General features: G+C 58.0%; 20 protein-coding genes. 19 read left to right on the top strand and 1 reads right to left on the bottom strand.

What is annotated here, in order from left to right; translation table 11 throughout:
• Positions 1-75: 75 nt before the first annotated feature.
• From BM357_RS07245 to BM357_RS07290, 10 genes are read left to right on the top strand one after another with little or no spacing between them, the layout of a single operon-like run.
• Complete coding sequence (locus BM357_RS07245; RefSeq protein WP_074951090.1) at positions 76-1,623, top strand: phage tail family protein; 1,548 nt, start codon at positions 76-78, stop codon at positions 1,621-1,623.
• The gene (locus BM357_RS18940; RefSeq protein ID WP_083430274.1) at positions 1,620-2,504 is read left to right on the top strand and encodes a phage baseplate protein; all 885 of its coding nucleotides are present in this window, start codon (positions 1,620-1,622) and stop codon (positions 2,502-2,504) included. Before BM357_RS07245 ends, BM357_RS18940 begins: the two co-directional genes overlap by 4 nt.
• 10 nt (positions 2,505-2,514) lie before the next feature.
• The gene (locus tag BM357_RS07255; RefSeq protein ID WP_074951092.1) at positions 2,515-2,856 is read left to right on the top strand and encodes a phage baseplate plug family protein; all 342 of its coding nucleotides are present in this window, start codon (positions 2,515-2,517) and stop codon (positions 2,854-2,856) included.
• An 11-nt stretch (positions 2,857-2,867) separates the two neighbouring features.
• The gene (locus BM357_RS07260) at positions 2,868-4,352 is read left to right on the top strand and encodes a phage protein (protein ID WP_074951094.1); all 1,485 of its coding nucleotides are present in this window, start codon (positions 2,868-2,870) and stop codon (positions 4,350-4,352) included.
• Positions 4,353-4,364: 12 nt separating this feature from the next.
• On the top strand, positions 4,365-4,916 hold the full coding sequence (locus BM357_RS07265; protein ID WP_074951096.1) for a Gp138 family membrane-puncturing spike protein: 552 nt from the start codon (positions 4,365-4,367) through the stop codon (positions 4,914-4,916).
• Between the two features lie 12 nt (positions 4,917-4,928).
• Positions 4,929-5,291, top strand: coding sequence for a contractile injection system sheath initiator (locus BM357_RS07270; RefSeq protein ID WP_074951098.1), 363 nt, complete (start codon positions 4,929-4,931; stop codon positions 5,289-5,291).
• Complete coding sequence (locus tag BM357_RS07275) at positions 5,292-6,470, top strand: baseplate J/gp47 family protein (RefSeq protein ID WP_074951100.1); 1,179 nt, start codon at positions 5,292-5,294, stop codon at positions 6,468-6,470.
• 13 nt (positions 6,471-6,483) lie between these two features.
• Positions 6,484-7,050 (top strand): baseplate wedge 1 family protein, encoded by a 567-nt coding sequence (locus BM357_RS07280; RefSeq protein ID WP_074951102.1) that lies wholly within the window; start codon positions 6,484-6,486, stop codon positions 7,048-7,050.
• A gap of 14 nt (positions 7,051-7,064) precedes the next feature.
• On the top strand, positions 7,065-8,294 hold the full coding sequence (locus tag BM357_RS07285; RefSeq protein ID WP_074951104.1) for an H-type lectin domain-containing protein: 1,230 nt from the start codon (positions 7,065-7,067) through the stop codon (positions 8,292-8,294).
• 13 nt (positions 8,295-8,307) lie between these two features.
• Positions 8,308-8,883, top strand: a complete 576-nt coding sequence (locus tag BM357_RS07290; RefSeq protein ID WP_074951106.1) for a hypothetical protein — start codon at positions 8,308-8,310, stop codon at positions 8,881-8,883.
• On the opposite strand, the gene BM357_RS07295 is transcribed toward BM357_RS07290, so the two are convergent.
• Positions 8,873-10,144: a glycosyltransferase family 2 protein gene (locus tag BM357_RS07295; protein ID WP_074951108.1), complete on the bottom strand. Its 1,272-nt coding sequence runs from the start codon at positions 10,142-10,144 to the stop codon at positions 8,873-8,875. The genes BM357_RS07290 and BM357_RS07295 overlap by 11 nt on opposite strands.
• Positions 10,145-10,223: 79 nt before the next feature.
• Here BM357_RS07295 and BM357_RS07300 point away from each other — a divergent pair, with 79 nt between their 5' ends.
• The 9 genes from BM357_RS07300 (at position 10,224) to BM357_RS07340 (ending at position 15,209) form a co-directional block, all read left to right on the top strand.
• Positions 10,224-10,760, top strand: a complete 537-nt coding sequence (locus tag BM357_RS07300) for a hypothetical protein (RefSeq protein ID WP_074951110.1) — start codon at positions 10,224-10,226, stop codon at positions 10,758-10,760.
• The gene (locus BM357_RS07305) at positions 10,757-11,095 is read left to right on the top strand and encodes a hypothetical protein (RefSeq protein WP_074951112.1); all 339 of its coding nucleotides are present in this window, start codon (positions 10,757-10,759) and stop codon (positions 11,093-11,095) included. Before BM357_RS07300 ends, BM357_RS07305 begins: the two co-directional genes overlap by 4 nt.
• A gap of 12 nt (positions 11,096-11,107) precedes the next feature.
• Positions 11,108-11,974, top strand: a complete 867-nt coding sequence (locus BM357_RS07310) for a DUF1906 domain-containing protein (RefSeq protein ID WP_074951114.1) — start codon at positions 11,108-11,110, stop codon at positions 11,972-11,974.
• 17 nt (positions 11,975-11,991) lie between these two features.
• Positions 11,992-12,516: a hypothetical protein gene (locus BM357_RS07315; RefSeq protein WP_074951116.1), complete on the top strand. Its 525-nt coding sequence runs from the start codon at positions 11,992-11,994 to the stop codon at positions 12,514-12,516.
• Between the two features lie 165 nt (positions 12,517-12,681).
• Positions 12,682-13,089 carry a hypothetical protein gene (locus BM357_RS07320; protein ID WP_074951118.1) on the top strand — a complete coding sequence of 136 codons (408 nt, stop codon included), beginning with the start codon at positions 12,682-12,684 and terminating at the stop codon, positions 13,087-13,089.
• A 17-nt stretch (positions 13,090-13,106) separates the two neighbouring features.
• Positions 13,107-13,637, top strand: a complete 531-nt coding sequence (locus BM357_RS07325; RefSeq protein ID WP_074951120.1) for a hypothetical protein — start codon at positions 13,107-13,109, stop codon at positions 13,635-13,637.
• Between the two features lie 8 nt (positions 13,638-13,645).
• Positions 13,646-13,819, top strand: a complete 174-nt coding sequence (locus BM357_RS20685; RefSeq protein ID WP_083430275.1) for a helix-turn-helix domain-containing protein — start codon at positions 13,646-13,648, stop codon at positions 13,817-13,819.
• On the top strand, positions 13,803-14,618 hold the full coding sequence (locus tag BM357_RS07335) for a hypothetical protein (RefSeq protein WP_074951122.1): 816 nt from the start codon (positions 13,803-13,805) through the stop codon (positions 14,616-14,618). The genes BM357_RS20685 and BM357_RS07335 overlap by 17 nt, the downstream gene beginning before the upstream one ends.
• Positions 14,619-14,717: 99 nt before the next feature.
• Positions 14,718-15,209, top strand: a complete 492-nt coding sequence (locus BM357_RS07340) for a hypothetical protein (protein ID WP_074951124.1) — start codon at positions 14,718-14,720, stop codon at positions 15,207-15,209.
• Positions 15,210-15,238 lie beyond the last annotated feature (29 nt).

The following is a 15,238-nucleotide window of genomic DNA, read 5'->3' on the forward strand; positions in this document are numbered from 1 at the left end:
TTACCCCTCCTTTGACGACATAGTATACCAGCACATGCCATGTTGGCGAGAGTTTTCAGTTAGGAGGTGAGACGCATGATTGAGACCATCAAGGAATACCTGGTGTCGCTCGGTTTCCAAGTGGACAATAACTCTTTCGGCCAGGCAAACAAGGCGGTGAAGTCTATTGAAAAGGGGCTGGCCAAAATTGCACCCGCGGCCGTTGCCAGTTTCGCAAAGGCGTCTCTTGCCATGGCTGGCTTGGTCACGGCAACCGTCGCCGGAACTGCTAAGTTTCTGGACAGCCTCGGGAACCAACAGATCCAGATGGAGATGTTGGCTCGACAGATGTGGACCACCCAACAGCAGGCGCAAGCGTTCAGCGCTACGCTGCGGGCCATGGGCACAAATCTGCAAGCGCTGTATCTCAGCCCGACATTGATGCAGCAGTACCAACAGTTAAACGCGTTGGCACTGCAAATGCAGAGGCAGATGCCGTCCGACTACACCGAGCAGATACAGATGGTTCAATCGGTCTCCCTCCAGTTCAAGCAGATGCGTCTGGAAGCGTACTACGCCCTCCAATGGATCGGGTACTATTTCATCAAGTACATGGCGGGCCCCATCGGCAGCGTCCGGAATGCGTTGCAGTCCCTCAATACGATCATCATCAAGAACATGCCGTCCTGGACCAAGCATGTGGCTGAGGTCATGGCGTCTTTCATGCAGGCAGGGGTGTACATCGTCTCGGCCTTGAGCAGTGTCTACCACTGGCTGCAGACGATTCTGTCGTACATGCCCGGCTGGTCAAAAGGAGTAATCGCAGCTATCGCAGCGCTTGGAATCGCGTTGGCTGCCAATCCGTTTGGACAGTTCATGTTCGCATTGGGCGCCGTGGTTGTATTGTTGGATGACTTCGAGACGTACATCCATGGTGGAAAAGCTGCACTCGGTCCACTGTGGCAGTGGCTAATGAAGGTTACGGACGGCCTCAAACAGTTTGGCAACGCCTCTTCCATCGGCGAACGCGTGCGGTCGGCCTTCGAGGCGCTGGGCAAGACCTTCCAAGACGTCGCGGGCTGGTTCAAAAACATGGTCAAGACGCTAAGCGACAATGGAACCTTTGCGGCGCTTGGCCATTCGGTGAAGGACGTTGCGGATGCAGTGGATGGTCTGATCAAGTCCATCGGACACCTATTCGGCGTCCTGACCAACAGTCAGAACAAGTCCGATCTCGAGAACTTCGGTATGCTCATGATCAAGGTCGTCGAAATCATCGTCAAGACTATCGCCATGGCTATCGAGGAAGTGGCGGGTCTTGTCGGTTTGGTGTCGGATGTTCTGCGCGGCAATTGGCAGGGTGCCTGGAACGATATTAAATCGATGTTGACCGGTCAGAACCTGGCCAATGCCGGTATTATCTCGCCGCACTTCGTGGCTGGTGCCATGGGACCTCCGATTGGTCCGCCATCCTTCCCGTACATGTTCAAGCCAGCTGCCAACACGACGACGACCACGAACAACAACGTCACGATCAACCAGACTAACCACATACAGGCCACGGACCCACAGGGGACAGTGAACGCCATCCAGAATCAGATGACGCCTATCCTGATGCAGAATCTGCGGGGGATGGTGCGATGACCACGACGTATCCAGCCGTCAAGGCTACGGTCAATGGCAAACCCTATCAGGCCATCGCGGTCAATTGGGTAACATACCTGATCTGGACGGTCGCGCGCGATACAGGATGCAACCTTACTAAGGTTGCGTATGGAGACGTCGAGATCAACGGCGTCAAGCCGCCGCAGGTGACCTACAACGGGAACACCTACATCCAGTGGTCATCGATCCCGACCATCGATCCGAATCCGACCAAGGCAAGCGATGGAACGTGGCAGTTCCGTACGTCTGCCGCTGCGGCGTCCACACAGGACACCGGCAGTAGTTCCAGTACGTCGCCCATCCTGGATCTCACCGCACCCAACATCAAAAGTTGGGTCTACGCGAAGACGAACATCGGCGGCTGGTTCTTCGACGCCATCCTGAACACAACACACACAAGTACGCTCACGATCACGAGCCATCCGGTGCAGATCGGTTCGTCGGTGTCTGACTACGCGTTTATGCAACCTCGAACGCTGTCCATGAGCGTGGGAATGTCAGATGCGGCGACAAGCTTCATACCGGGCCAGTTCTCTGGGGGCTCCTCTCGCTCTGTGGAAGCCTGGAAGGTTCTGCAGCAGCTCCAGGCCCTGCGGGTGCCGATCCAGGTGTACACGCGATTGGGCTTGTATCAGAACATGCTGATCCGGTCCTTAACCACTCAGGAGGACTATACGACCGCAACCGGTCTGCGGTGCACGGTGGATATGCAGGAGTTGCTCGTGGCGACTGTCCAGGTCGTGAAGGTGAGCTCAAACCCGGCGGTGACAGATAACTCGGCGAAAGGGAGTAAGCAGCCGCAGACGGTTCCGCCATCCATCCTGTCTCTGCTCGGCCAGTTACTGTCTGGTAGCAAGTGAGGTGATAACCATGGCCAGCGTAGTTATCCCGCTGACTCCCGGAACAAACCAGAGTCTGTCCTGCACGCTTCCCGTCGACTCGCGCAACATCACTCTGATGTTCCAGTTCACCTACAACTCCATCGGCGGCTATTGGTTTATGACTGTGAAGGACAAGACGGGCACGGTGTTGCTGGATGGTGTGCCGTTGGTCACCGGGCAATACCCAGCCGCCAACCTTTTGCGACAGTATCAGTACCTAGGCATCGGCAGCGCATATGTCGTGCCAGCCAGTAGCGCGTTGACGGGTGATCCCGACTTCAACTCCTTGGGCAGTGATTACGTTCTGGTGTGGTCCGATACGGCGGCGTGAGGTGATATGCGATGGCGGTCACGATCTCGGCATACGTGGCAGAACTGGCGCAGATGGTCTCTCAGGCGACGGGCCTGGACCAAAATGTTGTCCTTGCTCACTGGAACGCCGAGGAAGGTGTCGGGAGCGCCAATTGGCCGAACAACAACCCGGCAGGTATCCGGCCCGGAAACTCTGCCGTCGACAAATTAGCTGTTGGGGTCAACTCCTACGGATTCGACATCTTTCCGTCTCCCGCGGCGGGGGCCCAGGCGTATGCCACGCTGATCAATACGGACGTCAACTATGCCGGGGTTCGCACGGCCGCAAAAACAGGCAACCCCATAGCACAACTGCAGGCCATCGTGCAAAGCCCGTGGGATGAAGGTCACTACGGCGGGGACGGTCATCTGCTGTATCAGTCCTACACCGCCATTACCGGCAAGAACGTGACGATCACCGCGGATTCGTACGGAAGCAATTACACCTACCCTGCCATGCAGGATGACCAGACGGCGATCAACAACCAGATTAGCTTCCCGCCCACGAACTACAGTGTAGTGGCTAACAGCCAGCGCACTGGCGACATCCTGTATGGTCGCAGGTATCGGATCATCGTCAGCAACAAGAGCGGGATCGCGCTGGATGTGTCGGACCTGCATGTGTCCTTCGACGTCGTGAAGACCATCAACCAACAGCCGAACTACAGCACGGTCGTGATTTACAACCTCAACCCGACCACGGAGAACTTCATCATTTTGGAGGGCGACCACATCACGATCGAGGCGGGATACGTCGGGTCACAGTATGGCGTGATCTTCGATGGCGACATCATCCTGCCCATCCGGGACAAGGCCGACAACGTGACATACCGTCTGACGCTGTATGCACTCGATTCGCACCGCCAACTGAATCAGGCGTTCGCCAACTTCACGCTGAACAAAGGCCAGTCCGCACGGAGTCTGATCGAAAATCTCGCCAGCAAGACGACGGTTCCCACGCCCCTTGGCTTCATATCGGACAAGCTGAGCACGACGCAACTGCCGCGTGGTAAAGCTGTGTTTGGGCTGGCCCGGGACTATCTGCGGCAGATCGCGCAGACCAACAGCATGGCGTTCTACGCTGAGAATGGGGAGATCAACTTCATCCACGCGACAGACTTGCCGCAGGGCGAGATTTTCGACCTGACCCCGGCGTCCGGATTGATTGGAGAACCGGCCCAGCAAGACCTGGGCGTGGCGTTCCGGTGCCTGCTTAACCCGCGCTTGACCATCAACTCCTTCGTGCATATCGACAGCAGCCTTATCCAGGCTCAGGCATATCAAATTGGTCAGGTCCCGCGGCCCCTTGACAGCGAAGGGATCTACCGGGTGATCAGCGTGGAGCATAGCGGGGATACGCGCGATACGAATTGGTACACCGGTTGCGTGACCGTCTCCCAGGCCGGCGGAATCCCCGGGTCGCTCACGCCGAGCGTCCCCGGCATGATCAGCACGACGACGGCTTCACCGTGGTGAGGTGGTGAGGGTATGGCTATTCCGATCAGTCAACGGATCCCTAATAACGAAGAGGAGTTCTACCGCCAGATGATGGAGGCGTGGGCGCGGACCATTCGCGTCGCCATCCCTGGCATCATCCAGTCCTTTGATCCTGTTGAGCAGACGGTTACGGTACAGCCTGCCATCCGTGAGCGAATCCAAGATCCCAACACCCTCGAGCACTCATGGGTCAATCTTCCGCTTTTGGTCGACGTGCCGGTTGTGCTCCCGAGGGCAGGCGGATTCTCGATCACGTTCCCGATCCAAAAGGGAGACGAGTGCTTGGTGGTCTTCGGCGATATGTGCATGGATGCCTGGTGGGCGAATGGTGGCGTTCAGAACCAGATGGAGACCCGACGGCACGACTTATCGGATGGCTTCGCCATCGTCGGGGTCACGTCACAGCCGCGCAGACTCAGCGGTTGGTCGACGGACGCCTTGCAGATACGGACGGACGACGGCGCCACCTACATCAGCGTCAAGCCGGGGGAGATCGATCTGGTGGCCTCCACGGTTAAGGTGAACGGGACTGTCATCGGATAGGGAGTGGTCGACTTGATCTATCGCAAGCTGTCTCCGACCGGGGACTATACATTCGGCGGGAACGCGAACGACTTTTATTCTGGCACCACCGCCGTTGCGCAGGCCATCTATACATCGCTTCGGCTGCTCCAAGGCGAGTGGTGGGAAGACACCTCGCGGGGGCTGCCTCTGTTCCAGAGCATCCTGGGTCAACCGGGCACGCCTGAACATGTCCGCGCCATCGACATGCTGGTTCAGGAGACGATCCTGAAAGTCCAGGACGTCGTGCAGATCAAGTCTTTCCAAAGCAGCTACGCCAACCGGGAGTATGCAATTCAATCATGTATTGTGCAGACGAAGTATGGCGATGTCGTACTGGAGGGGGTGACCTTCTAGGTGGCCTATTTTGCTCCGTACATTGACGCAACGGGAATTCACATCCCGACCTATCAAGACATCGTGAATCAGTTGGTGGCCGATGCTCAATCTATTTTTGGCGCCGACATCTATCTGCAGCCGGACTCGCAAGACTATCAATGGATCTCGGCCTTCGCGAGCATCATCTACGACTCATACCTGCTGGCGCAGGCGGTCTACAACAGCCGCGGGCCTGCCACAGCGGTCGGAAGTGGGCTGGATGTGATCGTCGGGATAAATGGTCTGCAGCGCAAACCAGCCGTGTACTCCACGTGCCCGGTGGTGCTGACTGGAACTCCGGGCACAACCATCACCAACGGTGTTGTCGGAGACGTGAACGGGAACAACTGGTCTCTCCCGACGCCGGTCATCATCCCGAGCAGCGGCACGATCACCGTGCAGGCCACGTGCCAAACAGAAGGCGCCATTGTCGCGAATCCTGGCGACATCAACACCATTGTGACGCCGACTCTTGGATGGTCTGCCGTGACCAATACGGTCGCTGCGACGGTTGGATCCCCGGTGGAAACGGATGCGCAATTACGCGCGCGGCAGGTGATGAGCACCGCACAGCCCAGCCAATCCATCCTTGATGGATTGAAAGGGGCGATCGCCGCCATAGCTGGAGTGACAAGGTTCGCGGTCTACGAAAACGACACGAACGCCACTGATGCGAACGGGTTGCCACCGCACTCCATTTGCTGCGTGGTGGAGGGTGGCACGCCACAAGACATTGGCAACGCGATCTTCACCCGAAAGACTCCAGGATGCGCGACGGTCGGATCTACGTCCGTTCAGGTCACCGACTCCTACGGTGTAGCCACAACCATCCGCTATGACGTACCGACATATGTGGACATCGACGTCGCCATCACCGTCAAGCAATTGTCCGGGTACACGTCGGACACAACTGCAGCCATCCAAAGTGCGGTGGCCGACTTCCTCAACGGGCTTCCCATCGGCGGAGACGTCTACATCTCAAGCCTGTGGGGAGCGGCCTTGTCGGTCAACGCGGCACTCAGCAGCCCGACGTTCAGCATCACTAGTCTACAGGCGGCTGTGCACAGCCAAACGCTTGGTACGGCTGACATTCCAATCGCGTACAACCAGGTGGCCCGCGGGAATCCCTCCTACGTGACCGTCAACTTCACGAGCTAGGCGGTGAGGCAGCATGGCGATCTCTAAGTATCTGAGTCTCATCACGTCGCAGCATAGTTCCCAGCCTAAGTTCATGGCGTGGTTGTCGGCCGCCCTGCAAAAAGTCGATGATGGGATGACGATGCTGTCCAGCATGCCGTCTGCGTTCGATCTCGACACCGCGGTCGGCGCTCAATTAGATGTGCTGGGTCAGATTATCGGCCAGCCGAGAAACATCGGGGTGCCGCTGACTAACTCATCATCCATCCTCGATGACGAGCACTACCGGATGGTCCTGCGTGCAAAGATCGCGCGCAATCAGTGGGATGGCAGCATTCCACAGATCTACGACATCTGGGACAACGCCTTCCCAGGTACACAATTGCAACTCATCGACGATCAAGATATGACCATGCAGGCCGTCATCACGAATCTCACCGACAATATGTCGGTGGAACTGGTGACGGCTGGTCTCATCATACCGAAGCCCATGGGTGTGACTCTGAGCATCGTAGCAAACACGGTGATTTCCGAACCTGTGTATTCGGCGGCGCTTGTTACTGGTTGGGATGTTACAACTCTCACCGTTCCATCTTCGTAAAAGGAGGGTGACGCATGGCGGTCTATGGAAACATGGTCCTGACGCAGCGTGGACAAGCACTTTACAGCAAGGTTCAAGCAGGCGCCACTCTGACCTTCACACGCATGCAGATCGGCTCGGGCCAACTTCAAAGCGGGCAGGATCCTACGACTTTCACTGCGCTCATATCCCCCATCGACTGGGTGACGATCAACTCCGTCACAAGCAGCGGTGGAACGGCCTTGGTGCGCGGGATCTATCAAAACACGAACCTCACCCAGTCGACGTACACGTGCGAGATCGGACTTTTTGCGCAGGATCCCGACCTGGGAGAAATTCTGTACGCCTACGCCAATGCAGGCACACAGGGAGATACATTCCCGCCATATGCAGATGGACCGTTCGCGCGCAATTTCCAGATCAACATCGCGGTAGGGAATGCGACCAATGTCACGGCGACAGTACCGGACGGTACGTACGTCACTGTGGCGGAAGTAGGCGCACCAAACGGCGTGGCGCCCCTTGGTCCGGATGGTCAGATACCGGCGAACTACCTGCAACACGCGCCCAATCCGGGAGGCGCCACACCCACGACAGCGGGCCTCGTAAAGACTACGGGGACCAGTGGAGTGGCTGTTACAAACGATGACCCGGTGTACACGCATGCCGCGCGAACCGACCAGGCCAACACCTTCACGGCGAAGCAGACATTTAGCGGGGGCTTTGATCTCCCTGCAGGGCAGTCGGGCACTGTAGAAGGGACGCTGTCTGCCGGCACAGGCGGGACGATCCATGCGACCAACTCGGACAACCTGGGAGGGAATCCGCCGAGTTATTATCTTCCGGCAACCGCTCAGGCGGCAGACTCTGCGAAACTCGGGGGCAAAACGCCAAGCTACTACCTTCCTGCCACGGCCCAGGCTGCAGATTCCGCGAAACTAGGTGGACAGCCGCCAAGTTACTACGCACCAATCAGCAGTCCCAACTTTTCCGGAACACCCCAAGCTGGTGGGAAGAATCTTTTGCAAGCCATCAGCGGCGGATATAAGGTGCAGAGCGGAATTACATCGTACTCGTCAGCATCATCGGGAACCATTACGTTCCCTACACCTTTCACAAGTACACCCATTGTTGTCGCATGTAGCGATGCAGGTAATAACGCAAGTTCAGCTATCGCTGTGACTTCAGTTAGCACAGCATCGTTTTCTTGGACCGAAAACTACGGAGGTAAAAATACTATTTATTGGGTTGCAATCGGTAGCTAAGGAGGGGTGACAAATGAATTACTGGTTTTTATACACAACTGCAACGGGAGAAATATATGAAGCACCTTATCTAGGTAACGCCACTGAATGGACGAACATTCCCGAAGGCTGTGCGGTTCTCGGCCCTATCGATCAGTCTGATCCCACGGCGACCGACGCATGGCAACACCCGAATCATTACGCAGTCCAAAATGGTCAGCTCGTAAAGACAGTGACGGATGCGCAGTTACTGGCTGAGGCACAGCAGGCCAGGATTGCATTCCTGGACCAACAACTCACCGCCACGTATAACGCCGGATTTACGTCGTCGGCCACCGGAACATCTATCACCTGGCCATTTGACGACAAGAGCCAGATTAAATGGAATTGGCTACTGAGCGTCATCGCCGCGGGAACATTCCCGGCCAGCGGCGTCCAGGTCAAGGATCTGGCCGGGAATACCTACACGATTACCGATGTCAATGTTGCGAAGGCATTGTGCATCGACGCTCAGAACTTCTATTTGCAGTGGGATTCCCACTATCACTCGTTGGTCCAGCAGGTGCAGGCGGCTACGACAGTTGATCAAGTCGATGCTATCACGTGGTGAGTTGGCGAAGCATGTGCTCGGCCTTCTGTCTTATGGAAGGATCAAAGTCGGCTGTGCCTCGGTACGTGCTTGCGAGTTGCATGGCGCGTTCAAAACATGATCGACTGCCAATGTGGTCACCTTTACCCATTCGGATTACGCCGAGGAGATACCATCCATCTGGATAGTCTGGGAAATCTGCAGTTAGTCGCTCAATGGCATCGGCTGCGGTTTCTCTGTCGTTGCAGGCAAGACATACGTCATAAAGAAGTTTGCGGATAGACGGAACAAGCGCCAATTTTACTTCGCAACGGCTTAGTTCATCCGCCTTCTTTGCGTGCCCTAAAGCCTGTTCATGTTCTCCAAGATGGAAATATTCACGAGCTAAGTAGTAGTGAAACCTAACATTGTTCGGGTTATCATGGATAGCCCGCTCCAAAATCCCGATATTCCGCTGACACTTATCACGGATGGAGACCACATCAGGGTCATACCCATCGTGAAAAAAGCGAATTCGCACTTGGGTTGTCTGTATGTATTGACTATCGTGTGTTTCAAGGAATTCGTGGATAGGATCGGCCCAGCGCATGCCATCACTTAGCTGATGCATCCTCGTGATTTTGAGAGGATGTATTTGTCCATTGATGCGATTCATTTGTAGAGCAGTCAGTGCCAGGGAACGTCCAGTAAAAAGTGCCGCAGCGATTCTGATGTTGTCGCGATCCTCTGGATACAAGATTTCATCTGAGTCTATGGCGATAGCCCATTCGCTTGTGACGAACGACAGTGCATAGTTTCTTGCCGCAGCAAAGTCATCACACCACTCAAAGTTGTGCACTGGTATCCCAAACGACTCTACGATTTGCACCGTGTCGTCAGTCGAACCAGTGTCAACGACGACGATTTCATCCACAGCACCCTGCAACGCTTCCAGGCATTGACGGATGGTGCGACTGCTGTCGCGGGTGAGGATGCAAGCCGATACGGTCACATGCGGGACTTCGAGAAGGCGCAGAACCGCCTTATCCTCCCGACCTTCGCCAGCCGCTTCCGCATCACGCCAAGCCTGTTGAATCCACGTCGCAAACGGGTCGAGCAGGGCGGCACGTTCAAAGCAAAGTTTCGCCATCCTTCCGCGCTTCAGACCAACCATCGCCTGCCCGAGAAAAGTCCATGCTTGCGCGTCGATACGGTTTAAGGTAAGGCGGTCGATTGCTGCGTAACGCACGCTGTCAAACTTGCGCTGCTTGATGAGTTCGATGATTTGCTCGTTGCTCTTCACTGTGGCTTCACTCCTTGCTTAGATAGTACACGATCCGCGCCAATAAGGCGCTTTTTCATGCTCAGGAGGTGATTCAGGGATGGTCCCAGGCATCCAACCGGGCGACGTGCTCCTATTCCGCGACGGCACCGGCCTGCTGGAGCGTGGAATCGATTTCTTCGAGACACTGGAGGATGGTCCGCAGCCCGTGATGTACCACCACGCTGCGATTGCGTTGGGCGACCACGCGAAGATCGAAGCCCTGCTGAGGGTGGAGATCACGGCACTGGCGGACACCGGAAACTTCGACGTATTCCGGCCTCCCGTCGACATCGGCCGACGACGAGAGGCGTTGCGAGCCCTCCGAAGCCTGCAAGGCCAACGATACGACTACCTGCTTATCCTGGACGACGCCCTGCGGTACGCCACGCGGGGCGTTATTCATTTGCCGCGGCGGTGGGTGGAGTCATGGGAGCGGCGGCGGAAGATATGCAGTTCGCTGGTGGCGTACTATCTGCGGAAAGCGGGATTCCGGTCGAAGAAGCTGAGGCGCTGGCCGCCGCCGAGTCCGGAGGATCTTTATTTGGCGCTGAGGCATTTTCAGGTGCCGCTCGACGAAAGGAGAGAGGCACAGTGACCGTGACAGTAGAGGAGCGCCTATCGACACTGGAGGCTGGCTTTCAGTCTCTGAAGGAGGGGTTAGACCGGGTGGAACGTGCACTTGAGAAACTCGACGGCAATGTGGCCGTGCTGATTGAAAAGCTGGACGCCCGCTACCCCTCTCAGGAGTCGGTTAACCTGCGCTTCACCGACCTGCAGCAGAAAGTGGCTCAACTTGAAACCCAGTGTGAGGCGCAGCGAAAAGACATCGATCAGCTTCGCAATTGGCAGTACAAGGTCACCGGCGGGATCGCCGTGGTGGCCTTTCTGCTGGGATTGGTCTCGAGCAAGATCCCGCCGGTGAAATGGTAAGGAGGTGATACCGTGACTATCATCGCAAAAGCCGTGGATTGCTACTCGCCGTTGACCGCAGCCTCTGCGAAGGCCCTGAAAGCCGCGGGATACGTCGCTGTCGGGCGGTACCTGGGCCACCTGACGCACGGGTGGAGCAAGGCGCTCACGCCCGGGGAGGTATCGGCCATCCGTGGCGCGGGTTTGGCCATCATCAGCATCTGGGAGGGCGCTGGGGACAAGCTGGCATATTTCACGTATTCCCAGGGCTTGCAGGACGGCGCCCAGGCCGTAACCGAAGCCAAGGCGCTCGGGCAGCCGGCCGGCACGCCAATCTATTTTGCCGTGGACTTCGATACCGCCGACCGCGACATGCCACAGATTCGGCTGTACTTGGATGGCGTCCGGAGGAACCTTGGCCCGTACAAGCTCGGCGTGTACGGTAGCTTCCGGACGCTCTCCAACGTCGCGGCGGACTACTACTGGCAGACCTGTGCCTGGTCCTACGGTCAGATCTCGCCCCGTTCCTGTATGCACCAGTCACAAGTCGACACGACGGCGGCTGGAGTGCATGTCGACATCGATGACGTGTTCCGCGATCCCGGGTGGTGGCCAGGGAACCCGCTGCAGGAGCACACGATCACCACCCCGGAGGCGACGTATGACGTGCTGGTCAATGGCAAGGTGTTCCGCGCCATCGTGGTGGGCGGATCAACCTACGTGCTGTGGACGGCGCTGCAGGCCACAGGGGCCAAGTACAACTACAAGGGCAACGGTGTCATGTCCATAGATGGAAAGGACGTGCAGGGGGTGATCTATGGAGGCGACACATACCTGCCGTGGACGGCGTTGCCGGGCGTCAAAGCGACAAAGGTTGAATGGGCATTCTCGACTCAATGAGGAAAGGATGATGGATGATGGACTTTTCTTGGCTCAACGCTGCCAATGATCTGGTGACTGCCGCTGTGGCAATCGGCGGTGTGATCGTGGCGCATAAGCGGGGTTGGATCGGCACGGTGGTCCGGGAGATCGTCCATGAAGGTCCGCGCCTGCTCCGCGACGCCGAGCAGGTCGCCGAGGGCGTCGGGCAGCTGGTGCCTGCCGTAACGGAGGCCGAGCAGCGTCTGAAAGACGAGATCGCCCAGATCACCGAGCGCGCCCGGCAGTCGGAGCTGTACCACGCGGCGTCCGTCGGGCTGCATGCGTTTGGGGTCGCCCTGGGGGCGGTCTCCGAGGATCAGCGCAAGGCCCTCACGTTCTGGGTAGCCGCCCGTGTTCCCGGCGTGACTCCGGACGAGATCTCGGCGGCCCTGGAGGCGGTGCAGCGTGAGGCCGATGAGGCCGCGGCGTCGCCGCTGTTTGCGGCTGCGACGGCGTTCACCCAGGCCCAGCAGCAGGCTCAGGCGCAGCAGACTCAGCCCCAGGCTCAACAGACCGCCTGACAGATCTCGCTTCACCACACGGCCCTCACCCTTCGGGGTGGGGGCCATTTTTTTATTCCTCAAAAACGAGAAAATTTTTCTCTTACCCTCTTGACTAGCGATAACGCTACTCGTATACTGTAATCAGAAAGTAGCGATACCGCTACAACAGGAGGCGAGGGAACGATGATGAAGGTGGATGTGCGGAACGTGATGAAGCGGGCGCACGAACTCGCGCGGCAGATGGAGGGTGACTACAAGGCGCGGATGGCGCTGGCGCTCCGCCAGGCATGGGCTGAAGCGAAGGCGCCGAAGCGCGTGCTGCTCACCGTCCGTCACCAGCCCAGCGGCGGCCGGGAGTGGGTCGCTCGGATCGTCGGACGGCATCCGAAGTACCACTTCGAGCGTGAGTTTCTCGCTCCGCTGGCCCGCGACTGGAGCAGCAGCGGGAAGACGGGGTACACCACGTTCGCATTGGAGGAGGACGGGATCTACGAGGTGAACGAGCCGTACGTCGGCCGGCGCTTCGTCGAGGTTCGGGCGGGTCGGCAATATGAGATCGCAGTCGCGGATGTCGCCGCGAAAATTGCCTGAAGGAGGGCGTTACAACAATGGATCTGTCACAGTTCGCCGCACACCTGGGGTTTCCGACCAACGAGGCGCTGATGGAGGCTTCCCAACACTTCTACGCGCAGGGCGACGTCGACTGGTGGATCACGCGGCTCCCGGACGGTCGGTGGGCCGCGTGGGATGACGCCGAACTCGCCCCAGACAGGGTAGAGTGCTGCGACACATATGAGGAGGCGGTCCGGCATCACCAGGCCGGGATCGCCGCCCTCTACGACGGACGGGACGGAGTGTACAGCTATCACGGGCAGTACGGTCTGCTGGTGGTGGATGTGGCTTCCCAGCGCGTCCTCGAAGACTGGCTGGACCGTGATGCCCTCGGTGCGGTGCCAGAGCGGTACAGAGAGATCATCACCTCGCTGTTCGGCGGTGACGTCGCCGACCTGTTTCCGCCTCGCCCGGGCAGGGATGAGGACTGGGCAGGCGAACCCACGGACTCCGGGTATCGGGCCCTGGGACCTGACTGGGACTTTCAACTGGATCGGGATGGCGCTTTTTTCGCCCAAACCCGCTGACGCAAGTGATGAGCGTGGAGGAAGCCTCCGAACTGTGGGGGCTTTCTCCCGCCTGGGTGAAGCGACTCTGCGCCAGCGGGGCCATCAGAGCGAGGCAGATGGGCAAACAGTGGGTGATCGACCGAGAACAGAGCCGGCCGACCAGGCGAAAGGCGGGAGACGAAGATGGGCACGAAGCGTGAGAATGCGCGGCTGGAGCAGTCGCTGGCCGCGCTGCGCTCCTATGCCGCATCCCTCGGGCGCTGGCCGTCCCAGGCGGAATGGGATGCGTATGCGGCGCAGGGCCGGCTGCTTAGGCAGATGTCACTCTACTACCACACCCGTAAGCCATGGAGCAAGCTGCGGGATGAGATGGGATTCGCGCCGCGCGACAAGGGCCCGACAGAAGAAGAGTGCATCAGGGCCCTTCGGGAAGCCGCGGAGACCAGCCCGCTCCTGACGAAGCGGGACTACGACGCATGGCAGCGGCAGCACCCAGACAGGCCACCGCGTACCAAAATCACGCGCCAGCTCGGTGGGACCTGGAATAGAGCGAAAGAACGTGCCGGGTTACCCGTGATAGATCCATCATCACCAGGATGGTCAGATGACGATCTGCGCGCGGCTCTGGCGGCCTGTGCGCAAGACTACGGACTCCAATTCAGCGAAAATGACTACTTGGAGTGGCGCGAACAGCACCCCACGTACCCGCACATCGAGACGATCCGGATGCGCTTCGGGGGCGTGGGCGAAGCGAAGCAGGCACTCGGGCTGGTGCGGTACGAGCCAGGCCCGCAAACGGAGTACACGGACGGCGAGATTGTTTCATACCTGCTTCGTTTCGTGCGCCAACAACTGGGCTTGGAATCGTATCTCCAGTGGCGGGAAGTCAACGGTGGCCCGTCGCTTACCCCGATCCGGGAGCGGTTCGGCGGGTATGAGCCGGCACTGAGGCGGGCCCTGGAACTGTATGTACAGATAAAAGCACAGCAGGGCGTATGACAGACGGGCCCCCATCCGTTCGCGGGTGGGGGACTTTTTTGTTTATAGACAACATTGTGATAGACTTGATATAGGCCAACGGACTGGGAGGGAGAGTTGTTGTCGTCCGAGGACTGGAACCTGCTAACGCAAATCGCGATGTCGGTTATTTGCGGCATCATCGGCGCTGAATGCCGCAATGCGTTGGACGTCATACGGATCGGCAATCATCCACAGTTCCACGGCCTGAGCGCAGAAGATAAGAGACGACTCATCAAAGAAAATCCATTCCGGTACAAACACTATCTGGTTGGCGCCGTTGCGGCGTTTGTTGGTGTCGTCACGTTGGCGTCAGATCTAAGCACGGCGCATCAGGCTGTAATTGCTCTCATTTCAAGCCTCAGCGGGAACTCTTTTCTGGTTCAACGCATGGAGGGCGGATCAGAAGGGGCGGGCGATTACTATGGTTACCTGGCCGGAGCAGTGACAAACCAATGGGAGGCTATTGCGAAAAAGTATCACCATCTCGATGGTGCTGCTCAGCCGGCCGCTACTCAGGAAAATTTGAATGTCATTCCACTTGAGAATGACGGGTCCACAGGAGCCTTATAAATTTCATAAATTCGGTCGAAGGGTTTTCG

The organism is Paenalicyclobacillus macrosporangiidus (assembly GCF_900116805.1).
In the GTDB taxonomy this organism is placed as follows: Bacteria; Bacillota; Bacilli; order Alicyclobacillales; family Alicyclobacillaceae; genus Alicyclobacillus_H; species Alicyclobacillus_H macrosporangiidus.